The sequence below is a fragment of the Actinomadura rubrobrunea NBRC 15275 genome (assembly GCF_001552235.1).
GTDB lineage: Bacteria > Actinomycetota > Actinomycetes > Streptosporangiales > Streptosporangiaceae > Spirillospora > Spirillospora viridilutea.
Map to the genome: position 1 here is coordinate 1 of NZ_BCQU01000006.1, position 15,027 is coordinate 15,027.

The 15,027-nt window shown below is 74.8% G+C and carries 13 protein-coding genes; 5 read left to right on the forward strand and 8 right to left on the reverse strand.

Going from position 1 to position 15,027, the window contains the following annotated elements; genetic code table 11:
• A partial coding sequence (locus AR3_RS02910; protein ID WP_157406602.1) for a CHAT domain-containing protein occupies positions 1-1,065 on the forward strand: 1,065 nt, incomplete at its 5' end.
• A gap of 133 nt (positions 1,066-1,198) precedes the next feature.
• Here AR3_RS02910 and AR3_RS02915 read toward each other — a convergent pair.
• The 4 genes from AR3_RS02915 to AR3_RS02930 all read right to left on the reverse strand — a co-directional run bounded on the left by AR3_RS02915 (position 1,199) and on the right by AR3_RS02930 (position 6,636).
• Positions 1,199-2,026 (reverse strand): sulfurtransferase, encoded by an 828-nt coding sequence (locus tag AR3_RS02915; protein WP_067907910.1) that lies wholly within the window; start codon positions 2,024-2,026, stop codon positions 1,199-1,201.
• 53 nt (positions 2,027-2,079) lie between these two features.
• Entirely contained in the window at positions 2,080-3,204 is a 1,125-nt protein-coding gene (locus AR3_RS02920; RefSeq protein WP_067907913.1) for an alkaline phosphatase family protein, read from the reverse strand.
• 76 nt (positions 3,205-3,280) lie between these two features.
• The gene (locus AR3_RS02925) at positions 3,281-3,874 is read right to left on the reverse strand and encodes a DUF5998 family protein (protein ID WP_067907918.1); all 594 of its coding nucleotides are present in this window, start codon (positions 3,872-3,874) and stop codon (positions 3,281-3,283) included.
• 281 nt (positions 3,875-4,155) lie between these two features.
• Positions 4,156-6,636 carry a bifunctional acetate--CoA ligase family protein/GNAT family N-acetyltransferase gene (locus AR3_RS02930; RefSeq protein ID WP_067907921.1) on the reverse strand — a complete coding sequence of 827 codons (2,481 nt, stop codon included), beginning with the start codon at positions 6,634-6,636 and terminating at the stop codon, positions 4,156-4,158.
• A 167-nt stretch (positions 6,637-6,803) separates the two neighbouring features.
• Here AR3_RS02930 and AR3_RS02935 point away from each other — a divergent pair, with 167 nt between their 5' ends.
• Positions 6,804-7,727, forward strand: coding sequence for a carbohydrate kinase family protein (locus tag AR3_RS02935; protein ID WP_067907925.1), 924 nt, complete (start codon positions 6,804-6,806; stop codon positions 7,725-7,727).
• A gap of 111 nt (positions 7,728-7,838) precedes the next feature.
• Here the strand turns inward: AR3_RS02935 and AR3_RS02940 are convergent, their stop codons facing one another.
• The gene (locus AR3_RS02940) at positions 7,839-8,888 is read right to left on the reverse strand and encodes a LysR family transcriptional regulator (RefSeq protein ID WP_083950885.1); all 1,050 of its coding nucleotides are present in this window, start codon (positions 8,886-8,888) and stop codon (positions 7,839-7,841) included.
• A gap of 137 nt (positions 8,889-9,025) precedes the next feature.
• Between AR3_RS02940 and AR3_RS02945 the strand changes: the two genes are divergently transcribed.
• The 3 genes from AR3_RS02945 to AR3_RS02955 all read left to right on the forward strand — a co-directional run bounded on the left by AR3_RS02945 (position 9,026) and on the right by AR3_RS02955 (position 11,935).
• Complete coding sequence (locus AR3_RS02945; RefSeq protein WP_067908160.1) at positions 9,026-10,402, forward strand: threonine/serine exporter family protein; 1,377 nt, start codon at positions 9,026-9,028, stop codon at positions 10,400-10,402.
• Positions 10,403-10,526: 124 nt separating this feature from the next.
• Positions 10,527-10,853: a DUF8820 family protein gene (locus AR3_RS02950; protein ID WP_067907928.1), complete on the forward strand. Its 327-nt coding sequence runs from the start codon at positions 10,527-10,529 to the stop codon at positions 10,851-10,853.
• Positions 10,853-11,935: a DUF6745 domain-containing protein gene (locus AR3_RS02955; protein WP_067907931.1), complete on the forward strand. Its 1,083-nt coding sequence runs from the start codon at positions 10,853-10,855 to the stop codon at positions 11,933-11,935. The genes AR3_RS02950 and AR3_RS02955 overlap by 1 nt, the downstream gene beginning before the upstream one ends.
• Positions 11,936-12,133: 198 nt before the next feature.
• Here the strand turns inward: AR3_RS02955 and AR3_RS02960 are convergent, their stop codons facing one another.
• The 3 genes from AR3_RS02960 to AR3_RS02970 all read right to left on the reverse strand — a co-directional run bounded on the left by AR3_RS02960 (position 12,134) and on the right by AR3_RS02970 (position 15,021).
• Positions 12,134-13,033 (reverse strand): helix-turn-helix domain-containing protein, encoded by a 900-nt coding sequence (locus AR3_RS02960; protein WP_067907934.1) that lies wholly within the window; start codon positions 13,031-13,033, stop codon positions 12,134-12,136.
• Between the two features lie 208 nt (positions 13,034-13,241).
• Positions 13,242-14,054, reverse strand: coding sequence for an SAM-dependent methyltransferase (locus AR3_RS02965; RefSeq protein ID WP_067907936.1), 813 nt, complete (start codon positions 14,052-14,054; stop codon positions 13,242-13,244).
• Positions 14,055-14,166: 112 nt separating this feature from the next.
• Positions 14,167-15,021 carry an STM4011 family radical SAM protein gene (locus AR3_RS02970; protein ID WP_067908164.1) on the reverse strand — a complete coding sequence of 285 codons (855 nt, stop codon included), beginning with the start codon at positions 15,019-15,021 and terminating at the stop codon, positions 14,167-14,169.
• Between the last annotated feature and the right edge of the window lie 6 nt (positions 15,022-15,027).

Here is a 15,027-nt window from a genome sequence, read left to right on the forward strand (position 1 = left end):
GCCGACCTGGCCGCGTCCGCCGAACGGCTCGCCCGGCTGGAGCGGGCCGTGCAGACGGCGACCCGGGCCCGGGCCGCCGCGGCGCGGGTGCCGCCCTGGGATCCGGCGGACGTCCCGCTGGCGCTGATGCGGCTCCCCGACGCTCTCGGCGACCGCGCGCTGCTGGAGCTGGTGCGGATCGGCGACGACCTGCACGCCGTGACCGTCGCCGGCGGACGGTGCCGCCGCCTGCGCCTCGGCCCCTACCGGGCGGTGGAGCGGGACGTGCACCTGGTGCGGTTCGCCCTGCGGAGCCTGGTGATGGCCGACGGCCTCGACGAGGCGGCCTGGGCGGGCCTGACGCAGGCGGCGAGACGCGTCCAGGCCGCCGTTCTGGAGCCGCCCGCCGACGCGCTGGGCGACCGGGAGCTGGTCATCGCGCCCACGGGAGCGCTGCACGGGCTCCCCTGGCGGGCGCTTCCCCTGCTGGCGGCTCGGCCGTTCACCGTGGTGCCGTCCGCCGCGGCCTGGCTGCGCGCCCACGAGGCGTCCAGGCCGCGCGCGGGCCGGGTCGTCCTGGTCTCGGGGCCCAGGCTGGAGCACGCCGCGGGAGAGGTGCTGGCGCTGGCCGAGCTCCACCCCGACGCGACCGTGCTGACCGGGTCCGCGGCGCGCGTCGACGACGTCCGCCGTGCCCTGGACGGCGCCGCCATGACACACCTGGCGGCGCACGGATACGTGCGGCGGGGCAACGCCCTGCTGTCCCATCTGGAACTGGCCGACGGCCCGCTGATGGGCTACGACCTGCAGGACCTCGAGCGTCCCCCCGCCACGATCGTCCTGTCGGGGTGCGACACCGGGCGGTCGGAGGCCGGGGACGCGGTGACCGGGCTGGCCGGGGTGCTGCTCGGCGCCGGCACGGCCACCGTGATCGCCAGCGTCGCCCCCGTCGGGGACCGCGCCGCCCGCGACGCGATGATCGACTTCCACGTGCGGCTGGCCCGGGGCGTCCCGCCGGCGGCGGCGCTCGCCGCCGTCCCCCGCACCCCCGGCATCACCGGCTTCCAGTGCTTCGGCGCCGGGTGAGCGGCAGGGCGCGGGGGCGGGTCACGGCTCCCCGGTCACGGCTCCCTTGTCACAGCTCCCTGGTCACAGCTCCCTGGTCACAGCTCCCTGGTCACAGCTCCCTGGTCACAGCTCCCTGGTCACGAGGTCCCGGTCACAGCTCCCCGGTCGCGACGGGGTTGGTCGGATCGCTGATCCAGTTGGACCAGGAGCCGACGTACAGGGCGGCGGGGATGCCGGCCACGGTCAACGCCAGCACCTCGTGGGCGGCGGTCACCCCGGAGCCGCAGTAGACGCCGACGTCCACCGCGTCCGTCGCGCCGAGCTTGCCGAAACGGTCGCGCAGCACCGCGGGCGGCAGGAAACGGCCGTCCACGCCCACGTTGCCGGTGGTGGGCGCGCTCACCGCCCCGGGGATGTGCCCGGCGACGGGGTCCACCGGCTCGTTCTCGCCCCGGTAGCGCTCGGCGGAGCGGGCGTCGAGCAGCACGCCGGTCTTGGCGAGCGCGGCGGCGCCGTCGGCGTCCAGCAGGGGCATGCCGCCGGGCCGGGCCACGAAGTCACCGGGCCGGACGTCGGGCACGTCGGTGCTCACCGGAAGGCCCGCGTTCACCCACGCGTGGTACCCGCCGTCCAGGACGCGCACGCGGGTGTGGCCGAAGTAGCGCAGGGTCCACCAGGCGCGCCCGGCGGCGGTGGAGTCGGCGTCGTCGTAGACCACCACGGTGCGGTCCGCGGACACGCCGGCGCGCCGCATCGCGTCCTGGAAGTCCCGCGGCGACGGCAGCGGGTGGCGGCCCTGCGGCCCCGGCGGCGCGGCCAGGTCGTGGTCCAGGTCGACGAAGACCGCGCCGGGCAGATGGCCCCGCTCGTAGGCGGCGCGGCCGGGCGGGCCGCCCAGCCGCCAGCGCACGTCCAGCAGCGTCGGGGGGTCGCGGCGCAGGAGCCGCTCGAGGTCGGTGACGTCGATGAGAGGCTGCACATCGCCAGTTTGACCGTGCTTGCCCGACTTTGACAGTGGAGTGTCCACGTTCCTCACCCTCGGTGAACGGCCAGCAGCGGGACCAGCTGCTCGGCGGGCAGCAGCGAGCCGTGCATGCCGACCAGCCGGGACGGCACGGGCTCGGCCCGGCTCGCGATGATCGCCAGGTCGCCGTCGGGGACGGCGACGACGTCGCCGACGCGCGGCAGGACCGCCGGATCCACCGGCCCGAACCAGCCCGCGTCCACGGCCTCCTCGCGGCTGAGCACCCACGCCTTGCCGCCCAGCGTCTCCCGCCAGGCCGCCAGGACGTCGCCGGCGGCGCCCGGCTCGGCGTACACGTGCCGCGCCCGCGCCTCGCCGCCCAGCCGCGCCACGCCCGCGCGCAGCGCCGGCATCTCGTCGACGTCGACGCGCTCGGACGGATTGATCATGCCGTGGTCGGCGGTGACGTACAGGGACGCGCCGGGCGGCAGCGCCTCGGCCAGGCGCTCGGCCAGCAGGTCGACGAACCGCAGCTGGTGGCGCCAGTGCGGCGAGCCCGCGCCGAACACGTGGCCGGTGGAGTCCAGGTCGGGGTGGTAGACGGTGACGTACGCCCGGTCGGCGCGCAGGGCGTTCTCGGCCTGGGCGACGAGCTGGCCGAGGGTGTCGGCGGCCAGGTAGTCGGCGCCGCGCGCCGTGGCCAGGCTCAGGCCGCTGCCGCGGTAGGCGCCGGAGGCGACGTAGGACACGGACACGCCCGCCGCCGCGGCCCGCTCGTAGGCGGTCGGCCGGGGCTGCACCACCACCGGATCGGCGTCCTCGACGCGCCACTTGAGGCACTGCAGCAGCCCGTTCACGCCCGGCACGGCGAACGCGATGCCGACCAGCCCGTGCGCGCCGGGCGGCAGCCCGGTGCCCAGGGACGCCAGGCTGGTGGCGGTGGTGGCCGGGAACCCGGCGGTCAGGGAGCGCCCCTCGGGGATCAGCGAGCCGAGGAACGGCGCGTCCTGCGCGTGCTCGCGCAGCAGCTCCCAGCCGAGCCCGTCGACCAGCAGGACGCAGACGCGGGGGCGCTCCGGAAGGCCCAGCACGTTGGCGGCGCCGGGGACGCCCAGCGCCGCCAACGCCGACGTGGGCAGATCGGCCAGCGCCCCGGAGCCGTAGCGCGGCGCCGCCGGCAGCCCGGCGGTCACGGCGCGCTCCCGCGGCCCGGGCCGCGCGTCGGTGTCCCGCTCATCGTCCCGTTCATCGTCCCGTTCATCGTCCCGCTCATCGGGCGGAGGCGCGGGCGGTGGCCGCGGACAGGGCCTCGGCGAAGGCCAGCACCTGCGCGACCGCGTCCGCGCCGTCGGCGGCCTCGCTGACCCGCAGCGACAGGTCGTCGGCGGTGACGCTGCCGGTGTAGCCGTGGTCGGCCTCGCAGTTCTCGTCGCCGCAGGTCGCCGGCTCCAGGTCGACGTGGGAGATCGCGCCCCAGCCGATCGTGAGCACGACCTCCGAGGGCGGCATGCCCGGGACGTAGGACGCCGGGTCGGGCACCACGCGCGTCACCGCGAGCGACTGCACCCGGTCGAGCCGGACGGCCTCGGTGGTGGTGGAGGCGTGCGGCCGGGGGTTGCCCTCGCCGGGCGGGTGCTCGTCGGTGTGGCAGACCAGCAGGCGGGTCGGCGACAGGACCAGCACGGTCACGTGCCGCCGCATCTCCATCGCGGGATCGAAGGTCGCCTCATGGTGCACCACGAAGGCGTCCACCTGCTCGGCGCCGATGGCCGACTCGACCGCGTCCGCCACGAGGGCCGGGTAGTAGCCGCTGCGTTCGATCGCCGTGCGCAGCCCATGCGCCGTCGCTCGGGTGTCCCTCATGCCCCCATCCTGCCCTGTCGCGTCGCACCTCGCACGCCGATGCCGCCGCCGGGGTCGCCGCGCGCGGGCCGGGTAGGGGTGGAGCATGAGCACGACCGATCCGCCGCCGGTGCCGCCGCCGAAGCCGCCGCCGCGGCCTCCGCAGCCGGTCCCCGAGCCCGAGCCCGAACCGATTCCGCCCATTCCGGAGCCGGACCCGGTGCCGCCCGAACCGGGACCGTCGCCTTACCCGGAGTAGTCGCCTTACCCGGAGTAGTCGGCGGCCGCGCCGCCGGCGCGCCCTAGCGCAGGCGCCGGGGCGCCAGTTCCTGGCGGGGGCCGGGCGGACGGTGCAGGCGCAGCGACGCGCGCCGCACGGAGACCCCGGAGGCGTCCGCGAGGACGGGGTCGAGTTCCAGCCGGGCCACCTCCGGCAGGTCGTCGGCGAGGCGCGCCACGCGCAGCAGCAGCTCCTCGAGGGCGCCCACGTCCACCGGGTCGGCGCCGCGGTGGCCCAGCAGCAGCGGGGCGGTGCGGATCGCCCGCACCATCTCGGCCGCGTCCACGTCGGTGAGGGGCGCCAGACGGTAGGCCCGGTCGTCCAGCAGCGCGGCCGTCTCGTCGGCCAGCCCGAACGAGACGATGGCACCGAAGGCGGGGTCCTCCCTTGTGGAGATGCGCGTCCGCACGCCGCCGTGCTCCCCCATCGCGATCTGCTCCCCGACCGCGATGCCGTAGCAGCGCAGCAGCGCGGCGGCCTGATCGGCGGTGGCCTCCACCGGGGCGTCCGCGGAGTCCAGCCAGCCTTCCACGAGGGTGCGCGCGCCCTTGCGGTCGACGTTGGGCAGGTCCGGGACGGATCCCTGCGGGCGCCGCCGCCACTGCGCGTACCGGATCACGTAGGCGAGGGCCCGCACCGCGTCCTCGGGCGCCGGATACGAGGGGATGGACCCGGCCGCCGCCGTCCCGTCCGGGCCCGTGACGCGCAGCTCCTCCGGCATGCCCGTCATGCCCAGGTAGGTCGCGACGATCGGCTTGGAGCCGCCCGCCGCCAGCTTCATGATGCGCTCGGGCACGCGCACGTCGTAGCCGCCGATCGTGGGCGGGGTGAACAGCGCCACCACCGCGTCCACCCGATCGTCGTCGAGGGCCTCGGCCAGCGCCGCCTCGTACTCGGCGGCGCCCGCCCGCGGCCCCAGGTCGACCGGCGGCCGCACCTCCAGGCCGTGCGCGATGGCCGCGTCCTGGGCCAGCAGCCGCAGCGAGTCGGAGTTGTCGATGATCGCGATGCGGTCCCCGGCGGGCAGCGGCTGGTAGGCCAGCAGCTGGGCCACGTCGAACAGCTCGGCCAGGTTCTCGACCCTGATCACCCCGGCCTGCGCGAACAGCGCGCTGACGGCGTGGTCGGGCAGGGTGAGCGCCTGCGCCGCGTGCCCGAGCGGCACGCCCTGGGTGCTGCGCCCGCTCTTGACCGCCACGATCGGCTTGCGGCGGCTCAGCCGGCGCGCCAGCCGGGCGAACTTGCGGGGGTTGCCCAGCGACTCCAGGTACAGCAGGACGGCCTTGGTGGCGGGGTCCTCCTCCCAGTACTGCAGCAGGTCGTTGCCGGACACGTCGGCCCGGTTGCCCGCCGACACGAACGTCGACAGGCCGAGGCCCCGTTCCGCCGTCCGCTGCAGGATCGCGATGCCGAGCGCGCCGGACTGGGAGAAGAACCCCACCGGGCCGCGGCCCGGCATCGTGGGGGCCAGGGTCGCGTTCAGCCGCACCTCGGGGTCGGTGTTGGCGATGCCCAGGCAGTTGGGGCCCACCACGCGCATCCCGTTGGCGCGGGCCAGGCGCACCAGCTCCTCCTGGCGTTCCCGGCCCTCCGGCCCCGTCTCGCCGAACCCGGACGACACCACCACCAGGCCGTGCACGCCCTTGCCCGCGCACTGCCGGACGACCTCGTGCACGGCGTCGGCGCGGACGGCCACCACCGCCAGGTCCACCTCGTCGGGGATGTCGAGGACCGACGCGTACGCCCGCACCCCCGCCACCGCCGTCGCCGTCGGGTGGACGGGGTACACCGGGCCGCTGAAGTCCCCGTGCAGGAGATTGCGCAGCACGGTGCGCCCGACGCTGTGCTCGGCCCGGCTCGCGCCGATCACCGCCACCGACCGGGGGAACAGCAGCCGCTGGATCGACCGCGACTCGGCCCGGTGCTCGCGCGCCGCCATGACCTCCACGGACGTCTCGGTGGGCTCCAGGTCGAGCACCAGCTCGATCACGCCCTCCTCGAAGCGCTGCTCGGCGCGGTACCCGGCCTCGCGGAACACCCGGGTCATCCGCCGGTTCTCGGGCAGCACGCTGGCGACGAACCGCCGCACGCCCCGCTCGCGCGCCGCCGCCGCGATGTGCTCCAGCAGGACCGCCCCGAGCCCCCGCCCCTGGTGGGCGTCCTCGACCAGGAACGCCACCTCCGCGGTCGTCCCCGGCTTGTCGCCGTCGGCGAGCCGGTCGTAGCGGACCACCGCCACCATCGCGGTGCCGATCGTGGCGATCAGCGCCACCCGGTTGTCGTAGTCGACGGTGACGAAGTGCTCTACTTCACGGTCCGACAGCGTCGGCCGCGGCGAGAAGAAGCGGTAATAGATTGACTCGGGCGACAGCCGGGCGTAGAAGGCGCGCAGCAGCGGGCCGTCATCGGGCCTGATGGGGCGCAGGTGCGCGGTGCCGCCGTCGGTCAGGACGACGTCCGCCTCCCAGTGGTCCGGATACGCCCCGGCGCGCCCATCGGTCACGTACCAGAGCGTAAGGCACCGTCCGCGGCGCGGCGGCGGTCGGGAAAACGCGGCGTTCTGGTTTTCGCTGCGAGTTCGAGACCTAATCAGGGGTCAAGAACTGTTACGGTCGAGCACACGCCCAGTATGCCGCTCGCGCGGGCCGTGTTGATCGAGGTGATGACTCCATGACGCGCGTGGTCGTGGTCGGCGATCTGATGACAGACACCGTGGCACGTGCCGCCTACCCTCTGGCCAAGGGCAGCGACACGCCCGCCGCCGTGACGACGCACGGAGGCGGCTCGGGCGCCAACGTCGCTTCGTGGCTGGCCCTCGAGGGCGTCGAGGTGGCGTTCGTGGGCCGCCGCGGATCCGACATCGCGGGCCGGAACCGGGACATGGAGCTGATGGGGTACGGCGTGGACGCCCGTCTCGTCATGGACTCCGAGCGTCCCACCGGCACCTGCGTGGTGCTCGTCACCCACAAGGGCGACCGCACCATGCTGTCGGACCCGGGCGCCAACGCCGCGCTGCTGCCCGAGGACGTCGAACGCTGCCGGGACCTGTTCACCCAGGGCAGCCACCTGCACCTGTCCGGCTACTCGCTGATCAACGAGGGCTCGCGGAAGGCCGCCACGCACGCCCTCGAGCTGGCCCGCCAGGCCCAGATGTCGATCTCGGTGGACGGGGGGTCGTCGTCCCCGCTCAAGCGCATGGGCGCCGAGCCGTTCCTGGAGTGGACGCAGGGCGCCCGCCTGCTGGTGGTGGACGAGCGCGAGGCCGAGGTGCTGACCGGCCGCGAGAACGCCGACCAGGCCGCCAAGGTGCTCACCGCCTGGTACCCGCAGGTGGTGATCAAGCTGGGCGCCGACGGCGCGCTGTGGTTCACCAACGGCCGCGCCGAACCGGTCACCGTGGCCGCCGAGCCGATCGACAAGATCGTCGACGGCACGGGCGCGGGCGACGCGTTCATCGCGGGCTTCCTGCCGCCCTGGCTGGACGGCAAGCCGCCCGCCGAGGCCCTGGCCGCCGGCTGCCGCCTGGCCTCCCGGGCCATGCAGCACCTGGGCGCCCGCCCCACCCTGGACGTCGTCGACAACCAGATCAAGTAGTCGGGCGGCGCCCCGCCGTCCCGGCGTCCCGGCGGCGCGGCACGGCGGCGCACGGCGGTCTCCTCCCCCGGCGCACGGGTGCGACCGCCTCGCGCGGCGGACCCGGAACGCTCAGGTGGACCGGTAGGCGCGGGCGTCCTCGCGCACGGCCGTCCAGATGCGGTTCAGGGGGTGGTCGCGCGCGTAGCGCATGAGGTCGGCCCGGCGGACGAACGCGCCCGTCATGATCTCGACGCGGGGCTCCCGGTCGTCGCGCAGCCGCAGGGAGCGCAGCGCGACGTCCTCGGGGGCGCCCTGGGCGGTCATCCGGCGGCCGATCGACGCGGTGACGATCATGCAGCCGCGGACGAAGCCGGAGCGCAGCAGCGACAGCCCGTAGTGGACGTCGTCGATGTCGGCCACCACGTTCAACCGGTCCCGGAAGTTGGGGCCGTACCAGCTGCTGAGGTACTCGGCGACCAGCCCGGCCGGGGGCACGACGAGGGGCAGGTCGGCCAGGGCCGCGGTGCCGACCGCGTCGCCGGGCAGCTCCGCCTCGGTGAGGTTGGTCAGCAGCTCGGGGCGCCCGCGGGCGTACTCCACCACCTCGTAGTCGGCGAGCCTGCCGTCGTCCCCGGACGTGACGATGCTGCCGCACATCAGGTCCACCTGCCGGGCCTCCAGGCGGCTCCACAGGTCGCGGGTGCGGACGTGGACGACCTTGAACTCCACCTCTTGGCGGCGGAACTGCTCGGCGACCCGCTCCCAGGCCCGGGAGATGATCGGCAGGGTGAACTCGGTGGTGCCCACGGTGAGCATCCGGCCGAGGCGCCGCCGGTTGCGGTGGATCGACTCCTGCCACTGCGACAGCGTGGCGCGGGCCAGCCGGACGGCGGCCTCCCCGGTCTCGGTGAACAGGCAGTCCTTGCCGCGGCCCTGCCGGATGGTGAGCACGTCGCCGCACGCCGCATGGCTGTTGCGGTTGAGCGTGTTGAGCTGCTTTTGCACGCTGGACTGCTCGCGGCCCAGCGCCCGTGCCGCGCGCAGGGCCGAGCCGGTCTCGTAGACGACCAGCAGCGTCCTGAGCTGGTCGAACGTGGTGTCCAGCAGTGCGGGCGGGCAGTTCAGCAGCTCGTCCAGGGCCCGCTGGACGGTCACGCGGGCGTGATTCGAGGCGGCCACGGACTCGGACGGTACTACCGCCCGCGTCGGGGGCGCGAGCGCGGGACGGGCCGGCGTCCGGTCCAGGCCACGAACGCGCCGTCGGTAGCCTGCCCCAAACGAGTCGTTTACCGCCGCTTGGGGAGGTCGTGGGCGGCATGGAAAGGGTCCGGGAGCGTCTGCGGCGCACGTGGCACGCCCTGATGGACGGGACGCCGTCCGAGCCGCCCGAGGAGGAGCCGTCCGAGGTCGTCGACGCGCGCGCCATGGACCTGGTGCTGCGCGTGGGCGAGCTCCTGGTGGCCAGCGGCGAGTCCACCGAGCGGGTCAACGAGGCCATGCTCAGCCTGGCCGTGGCCTACGAGCTGCCGCGCGCGGAGGTGCAGGTGACCTTCACGGGCCTGCTGGTGTCGGCGCATCCCGGGGCGGGCGCGCCCCCGGTCACGGGCGCCCGCGCCATCCGGCGCCGCACCCCCGCGTTCTGGCGGCTCACCGCGTTGCACGCCCTCGTTCAGGACGCCTCGATCGGCATGTTGGATCTGGATGAGGCGCACCGGCGGCTGCGGGAGATCAAGCGGGGGCGCGGCCCGTACCCCCGGTGGCTGCTCGTGGTCTCGCTCGGGCTCATCGCCGCCTCGGCGAGCGTCCTGGTGGGCGGCGGGCCGCTGGTCGCCGGGACCGCGTTCGTCGCCACGCTGCTGGGCGACCGCGCCGCCGTCGCCCTGGCCCGGCGCGGCGTCGCCGAGTTCTTCCAGCTGGCGGTGGCGGCCGCGATCGGCGCGGCGGCCGCGGCCCTCGTGGTGGCGTGGGCGGGAGACCCGGCCCGCGCGTCCACCATCGTCACCGGGGCGATCCTGGCGCTGCTGCCGGGGCGCCCCCTGGTGGCCAGCGTCCAGGACGGCATCACCGGCGACCTGGTGAGCGCGGGCGCCCGCCTGCTGGAGGTCTTCTACATCATCGCGGCGATCGTGTCCGGGCTGGGCGTCGTCGTGTACGCCGCGGTCCGGCTGGACGTCCCGATCGACGTGGCGCACCTGCCGAACGTCCCGGCGCTGCTGCAGCCGGTGCCGGTGATCGCGGCCGCGGCGGTGTCGCTGTCGTTCGCGATCTCCCTGGCCGCGCCGTGGAAGGTGCTGCCCGCGGCGGCGCTGGGCGGCGCGCTGATCTGGGTCCTGTACGTGGGCCTGCTGAACCTGGACGTCACGTCCGTGCTCGCCACGGCCGTCGCCGCCGTCGTCGTCGGCCTGCTGGGCAGCCTGCTGGCGCGCCGCCACCAGGCCCCCGCCCTGCCGTACGTCGTCCCGGCCATGAGCCCGCTGCTTCCCGGGACGCTGCTGTACCGGGGCATGGTCGAGCTGAACACGGGCGCCCCGCAGGCGGGCATGCTGAGCCTGATCGGCGCGTTGTCCACGGCGCTGGCGCTCGGCGCCGGGCTCAACCTCGGAAGCGAGCTCGTGCGCGCCTTCCAGCGCGTCGGGCTGGGCGCCTCCGGCCGCTGGGCCCGCCCGGCCGCCCGCCGCACCCGCGGCTACTGACGCCCCGCGCCGGAACCGGGGCGGCGACGGCGCACCGACCGTCCTGGCACGCCCGCCGGCCCGCGCTCCGAGCCGAAGATCCTGATCCTCGAGAAATGTCAGTGGCGGCGGTTACGTTCGCGGCATGTACCGACAGGGAGACATACTTCTCGTGCGGGTGCCGGAGGACGAGGTCCCTCAGGAGGTCCGCGACCTTCCTCCCGAGCCCCGGGACGCCCGCGGGCGCATGGTGCTGGCGCTGGGCGAGGCGACCGGACACGCGCACGCCGTCAAGGCGCCCGGGACGCTGCTGCGCTCGCCGGACCCGCTGACCCCCGATCATCTGCACCTTCCGTCCGGGGGCCGGCTCGAACACGAGGAGCACGCGGCGATCTCGCTGCCCAAGGGCTGGTACCGGGTGATCCGCCAGCGCGAGTACGTTCCCGGCTCGGTGCGCGTGGTGGCCGACTGATGACCGTCGCCGTCGAGAAGGCCGCCGACTGGGCGTCCATCCCGTTCACCACCGGCCCGGCGGACCGCGCCCGGGCCGAGGCCGCCATCGCCGACGCCTACGCCCGCGCGGGCCTCGCCGCCCCCGAACGGGTGGTGTGGCTGCCGTCGCCCGTCCACGGCGCGGTCGCCGCGGCGCTGCTCGCCGGGCACGCCCTGGACGCCGAACCGCTCGCCGGGTTCGTCGGGCCGGTGCGGGAGGCGCTCGGCGACGCCGATCCCGGGCCGAGCGTGCGCGACGCCGTGCGGACCCGCCCCTGGGAGGCCGCCCGCACCGCGGCCTGCGCCGACCTGGGCCCGCAGGAGTGGCCGCGGCTGTGGGCGCGGACGGGGGGACCGCTCTGGGATCCGGTCACCGCCCTGGTCACGCGCATCCGGCAGGCGATCGGCGGGCTGGGCGGCGACGACGAGGCGCTGCTGCGCGCCGCGACGCTGGACGCGGTGCTGGGCCAGCACGACGCGCCCTGGCTGGCGGCCTTCGACGCCCTGGGGATGCTGGACGGACCGTTGGCCGGGCTGGCCGAGACGGCGCGCCACACGGGCTGGTGGTGGCCGTACGAGCGCCTCGCGGTCGTGACGGAGCGGCCGGTGGAGCTGCACCGCGACGAGCAGGGGCGGCTGCATCGAGGGGACGGTCCCGCGCTCGCCCACGAGGGCGGATTCGCCCTGCACGCGTGGCGGGGCATGCCGGTGCCGCCGGACTTCATCGCGTCCCTGACCGACCTCACCGCCGACCGCATCCTGCGGGAGGAGAACGCCGAGCTGCGCCGGGTGATGTTGGAGGTGTTCGGCTACGACCGCTACCTGGCCGAGACCGGCGCCGAGCCCGTGCACCGCGATGAGACCGGGGTGCTGTGGCGCATCGATCTGCCCGGCGACGAGCCCGTGGTGATGGTGGAGGTGGTCAACTCCACCCCCGAGCCGGACGGGTCGTTCCGCACCTACTACCTGCGCGTCCCGCCCCACACGAGAACGGCCCGCGAGGGCGTCGCCTGGACGTTCGGGGTGGACGAGGCGTCCTACCGCCCCGAAGTCCAGACCTGACCCGCGCCCACCCGGCGGCGGGTCGCACCGACTCCGGCGGGGACCGGACGGCGGGCGGGCGTCCGTTGGTGGTACTTCCCCTGCCACCAACGGCCCCCGCCCGCCGGCAATCGCCCGCCGGCTCTCGACTGCGGGGATGCCCGCCCGTGGCGCGCGGACAGCGCCGCCCCCGGCCGGCGGGGGCGCGGACGTCCCTTCTCAGTAGGAGGCGAGGACGCCGGTGAGGATGCGCGGGGTGTGTTCGGGGAGCGCGGCGTCGGTCACCAGGGTGTTGAAGGCGTGCCAGTGGCGTTCGATCTGCTCGGGCCGGGACGGATAGCACGCCCCCTCGGGGCGGTCGAGGTACACCAGGTCCGGCAGGTCCTGCTGCATGAAGCGGACCAGGGTGAACGGGGTCTCGAGATGGCCGGTCGCGGTGTGCGGCGCGACCTGCACGGTGACGTTCGGCCGCCGGGCGACGTCGATGATGTGCTGGAGCTGCGCGCGCATCGTCGCCGTGCCGCCGACGGGCCGCCACAGCACGACCTCGTCCAGCACCACCCACAGGTTGACCGGCCGCGGCCGGGCCCGCAGGACGCGCTGGCGGCCGATGCGCAGCGCGACGCGGCGGCGCAGCTCCTCGGCGGTGGCGTCGGGGTGGCGCCGGGCGATGTCCGCGCGCGCGTAGTCGGGGGTCTGCAGCAGCACCGGCACGGCGTCGGGTTCGAAGCAGCGGATCAGCCGGGCGGACTGCTCCGCCGACAGGTAGAGGCGCTCCCGGGCGGGCACGAGGTCGCGTTCGGCGTCCCACCAGCCGGGGGCGCGGGTCTGCTCCACCAGGGCCAGCGCCGTGGCGCGTTCGGCCTCGTCGTACACGCCGTACAGGGCGAGCAGGGCGGCGACGTCGCGGTGCTTGAAGCCGGTCCGGCCGCGCTCCATGCGCCCGAGCGTGGTCGCGGACACGCCGACGGCCTTGGCCGCCTGCACCCTCGTCAGACCGCTCTCCTCGCGCAGGGCGCGCAGGCGCCTGCCCAGCAGCAGCCGCGGGACGAGCGGTCCGCTGGGCGGGGCCGCGGCGGTCGGGTCGCTGGATCGTGCGCTCCGGACGACGGCGACCAAGGCGGGCTCCTCGATTGGACTGCCATGGACGAATGAACACCGGCTCTACACGGTACCGCTCCGCTTCTGCGAAAGCGCTTGCACGACGGATCGGGTCTGGCGCCGCCCGGCGGCGCGGCGCGGTCGGCGGACACGGCGCGACCTGCGGTTCAGGGGTCGTCCAGGGACGGGCGCGAACGCGCGCTGCGCCAAAAATTACCCATACGGCCTAGGGTTTACGGGCGACACCGCACAGGGTCGGCTGGACGACCGCTTCCAGCGGCTCGACCTCCGGGCGCCACAGGGGGCACGGCACGATCCCCGGTTCGACCGGCTGGAAGCCTTCGAAGTAGCGGCGGACGTAGTCGGGCGAGCGCAGCCGGTAGGGGACGGCCCCGGTGTCGTCGTAGGCGCGCTGCGCCTCCTTGAACGCCGCGTCGGTGTCGGTGGCGTCGTACATGGCCAGGTAGCTGCCGGGGGCCAGCGCGTCCTTCAGGCGCCGCACGATCGACTGCGCCTCCTCGTCGTCGACGATGTGGCCCATGACGCCCATCAGCAGGAGCGCGACCGGACGGGACAGGTCCAGGAACTCCCCCGCCATCTCGATGATCTTCTCGGGCTCGTGCAGGTCGGCGTCGAGGTAGTGGGTGGCGCCCTCGGGGGTGCTGGTGAGCAGGGCGCGCGCGTGCGCCAGGACGAGGGGGTCGTTGTCGACGTACACGATGCGCGACTCGGGGGCGACGCGCTGGGCGACCTCGTGGGTGTTGTCGACGGTGGGCAGGCCGGTGCCGATGTCGAGGAACTGGCGCACGCCGGCCTCCCCGGCGAGGAACTCGATGGCGCGGGACAGGAACAGCCGCCCGGTGCGGGCGATCTCGACGATCTGCGGGAAGACCTCGACGTACGCGTCGCCGGCGCGGCGGTCGACCTCGTAGTTGTCGGTGCCGCCGAGCCAGTAGTTCCAGATGCGGGCCGAGTGCGGCACCGAGGTGTCGATCTTGGGGGTGGACCCCGGGGAGGCGGCCGGGTGGTCGTGGGTCACTGCCGACTGTCCTTCCGTCCACGATGGCGGGCACGGTGGCTCACCAACGTAGACGCGCGGCGCCGCCCGGCCAGTGGAACGCGATATTCGGACAGGCCGGAAGAATGCTTGTCTACTTCACATCTGCCAACCGGGGAATGCGTTCCAGCACACCCCCCGCAAAGACGTCATAGAGGCCGAGCGGCTCCAGGTGCACGTAGCCGATATGGCAGTCGCAGTAGTCCAGAGGGCAGGGGCGGGGCGTGAGGTTGTGGCGGAACGTGCCGTCGTAGAGGTTCCCCAGCACCGCCGGGACGAAATGGCAGCGCCGCACCGTCCCGTCGCCGTCCACGGAGATCACGCTGTGGCCGGTGCGGCACGGCAGGCCGCGGCTGCGGTGCGGGTACCGGCTGTAGGAGAACAAGGGGTCCAGCTCCGTCCAGGCGGCGGCCTCCTCATCGGTGTAGGCGCGCCCTTCGGCGGCGTTCACCCACAGGTAGACGTGGTCGGGCAGCGCGGCCCGCAGCCGTCGCGCGGCGTCGAGGTGCTCCGGCAGGCCCACGACGCCGACGCTGAAGCGCACGCCGTACTGGAGCAGCTCTCGGCACCTGTCCAGGAACCGCTCGGACGGCACCTGCCCCGGGTGGTAGGTGGTCCACAGCGCCAGCCGCGAAAGGTCGGCGTCGGCCGTCCAGCCGACGCGGTGGCTGAGGTTGGTCTGGACGGCGGCGCGCACGACGTGCGGCATGTGGCTGAGGTCGACCAGCGCCCGCCGGTACCAGGACCGGACCAGTCCCTCCCCCCAGGGCGTGAACAGCACAGAAACGGGGTGGGTCTGCTCCGAGACCCAGCTCACGAAGCGTTCCAGTGCGGCGCGGTCCGCGCGCAGCTGGGCGGGGGTGTCACGTCGCTTGGCGAAGGGGCAGTACGGGCAGTCGTAATCGCAGCTCGCCAGCGGTCCGCGATAGAGGATGGTGAGGTGGTCCATGGGCGT